The sequence below is a fragment of the Edaphobacter sp. genome (assembly GCF_035532915.1).
GTDB lineage: Bacteria > Acidobacteriota > Terriglobia > Terriglobales > Acidobacteriaceae > Edaphobacter.
Genome location: NZ_DATKQC010000326.1, coordinates 1 through 2278 on the forward strand (window position 1 = coordinate 1; position 2278 = coordinate 2278).

A 2278-nucleotide genomic window follows, 5' to 3' on the forward strand; every position below is an offset into this window, starting at 1 on the left:
GTCAAATATCTGCCGGACCTGCCAGGGGCTGTTCACCGAGTGGAACCAGATCGACCTGCCATCGAAGACGAGACTCACCACATTGGCGAGCGCGCAAGGGCCAAGGCAACCGCCCTTGGTGAGATGAACGTGATTGCGAATCTTGCGTCCGAGCCACTCCTGCGTGTAAACATCAACCGGGACGGCGGCGTACCCGCGCTCGGTGATGCCGCAACAGCAACCGGTGTAGCAATAGGTCAAATGCGCTCGATGCTGGACGATGTTGAAGGCGCGGCCATCGGCGCGGATCACGCGCTGTCGAAAAGATTCGGCCACAGCTACGCCTCATTCTCTGGCGCGTGGTCGGGACTGGTGACGGGAATAAGACGGGTTGACTGTGCCAGGCGCATGGTTTCTGTTCTCCGCAGAAATTGCAATGGACCCCGGGCAGGTCTCCTGGCTTCGAAGCGGCACCTTCTTGCCTGTGCCTAGCCTCCTCCTTCCCCGGCTTGACGACCGAGTGGATGTCTGGCGACTCATCTTCGTTTACAGTGGCGGGACCGCACCGGGATTGCACCGGACTTCCCTTTTCAGCCCTTGCGCGGGCACCTTGGGTCTGACACAGTTGTACCACGCCGCCGGTTGTTCTAACGAACCAGCGTGTGCGTGGCCCGGTCGCGTTCGGTCAACCAGCCGAAGAGTATCCCGAGTGTGCTCCAAAGCAGCAACTGCATCTCCCCGGACGCGATCCGGAATTTCCAGAGCAAACTCGCTGGAAAGGCCTGCGGTACTTCATCGATCACTGGCAGAAAACTCAAAAGCGTCACGGTCAGCAAGACGAACAGAAACGCCGCCAGCAAAGAGCCGTTCCAGACGCCGAATCGCCGGATGAAGCGACGGGCCAGTTGCAGCGAAAGCGTCATAGACGCTATCGATATTGCAATAGCAAGAAAGTACGCCGCGGTCCGCATTCCTATTGTCTCTGGACTGCCTACAGACGGTGGGTTCGCCGGATATTTAAGGGAAGGGACCAATGCTACGGAGATGAATCCCAGAACTGCAATCCATAGTGCCAGCGCACGGGGACTGGGCACGCTGAAACGGCCCTGTGAAAAGGCGAAGACCAGCCCGAAGATGCCTCCAAGAGCTGAACTGTAGACCACAGCGCCGGCCAGAAGTCCGATGCCTCTCTGAATCTTGCGACTGACCATCTCAGGCTCGGGCGGTTCAGCCTTCGTCTGATCCATGCTGGTTTCAACGGCGATTGCCCGATCGACTTGCGGCTCGCCGGCCCACCGAGCGAACGCAAATACGAGAAGGCCGGCCACGAGGCCGACCAGCATACCGCGAAGAAGCAGCGTACCAGTCATGAGTGGTTGGTTAGTGACAAGGGAAACCAAGGAGATGGCGTCCGTCGTGGACAAACTCGTGAACCATGCGGCCATGAATAAGGGCAGTGGCTCCCTGTTCCGCCCCGACGAAGTAGATCAGAAGCAGCATCAATAAGCCGCCGAACAAAGCCCAAGGCAAGAACTCGCGCAGCGGAATGGCCGGTATAGATACGGGCTGGGGAATCGAGCCGACAAGGGGCTGAGGCATAAAAGTCTCCTAAAAGTATTGCTTAATCAAGAGCGTAGTGAACCACCCAAGGGGTGTCAAGGCCGCTGCACCGGCACAATGGTAGGCTTTCTTGGGGCGACACTTTGAGAGAATCATATCTGCCGGGACGGATCACGTTTATCAGTCACGCGGCGACCGCGGCTGTGCGGAGAGCAGCCTTTCCTCTCGATGAACCCATTGAGCCACGCGAACTTGAAAAACTTAGGTCGATTGGCTGGATTCCGCCGCAAGTTCGTCAGGTCTACGCTGGACCTGAGCAGAGAACAAGGCAGACAGCGATGGCCATGGGACTCGACCCGATCCTTTCCGCAGAATTAAAGGACTTGGACTACAGCTCGTGGCGAGGGAAATCTTTGGACGAGGTTCAATCGACTGACCCGGATGGCGTCCGTCGATGGCTCACCGATATTGATGCTGCGCCGCATGGCGGCGAGTCTATTCAGAACTTCCTCGCCCGCATCGAGTGCTGGCTGACTGGGCAGCACAGCTCAGGTCACACATTGGCCGTCACGCATCCCGCAGTGGTTCGTGCCGCCGTAGTTCTTACTTTGCAGGCTCCCGCGCAATCGTTCTGGCGTATCGATATCCCGCCCGTGTCGATGACGGACCTTCGATCGAACGGCCAATTCTGGAGCTTGCGGAGCAGCGGTTGCCCGCTTTCCGGGGATGGAAATTAGAG

4 protein-coding genes and 1 riboswitch are annotated in these 2278 nt (G+C 58.3%); of the genes, 1 reads left to right on the forward strand and 3 read right to left on the reverse strand.

Annotation, left to right across the window (positions count from 1 at the left end; genetic code table 11):
• The 3 genes from VMU57_RS15685 to VMU57_RS15695 all read right to left on the reverse strand — a co-directional run.
• On the reverse strand, positions 1 to 315 hold a 315-nt coding region (locus VMU57_RS15685), incomplete at its 3' end, for a hypothetical protein (RefSeq protein ID WP_325385071.1).
• 93 nt (positions 316 to 408) lie between these two features.
• Positions 409 to 607: riboswitch (cobalamin riboswitch) on the reverse strand.
• A gap of 19 nt (positions 608 to 626) precedes the next feature.
• Positions 627 to 1349 (reverse strand): CbtA family protein, encoded by a 723-nt coding sequence (locus VMU57_RS15690; protein ID WP_325385073.1) that lies wholly within the window; start codon positions 1347 to 1349, stop codon positions 627 to 629.
• A 10-nt stretch (positions 1350 to 1359) separates the two neighbouring features.
• A complete protein-coding gene (locus tag VMU57_RS15695; RefSeq protein WP_325385075.1) occupies positions 1360 to 1578 on the reverse strand; it encodes a CbtB domain-containing protein in 219 nt (72 codons plus the stop codon).
• Positions 1579 to 1682: 104 nt separating this feature from the next.
• Between VMU57_RS15695 and VMU57_RS15700 the strand changes: the two genes are divergently transcribed.
• Positions 1683 to 2276: a histidine phosphatase family protein gene (locus tag VMU57_RS15700; RefSeq protein WP_325385077.1), complete on the forward strand. Its 594-nt coding sequence runs from the start codon at positions 1683 to 1685 to the stop codon at positions 2274 to 2276.
• Positions 2277 to 2278 lie beyond the last annotated feature (2 nt).

Coding starts and splice junctions, on each gene's coding strand:
- VMU57_RS15690 (WP_325385073.1), bottom strand. CDS start 1,349: ATGACTGGTACGCTGCTTCTTCGCGGTATGCTGGTCGGCCTCGTGGCC.
- VMU57_RS15695 (WP_325385075.1), bottom strand. CDS start 1,578: ATGCCTCAGCCCCTTGTCGGCTCGATTCCCCAGCCCGTATCTATACCG.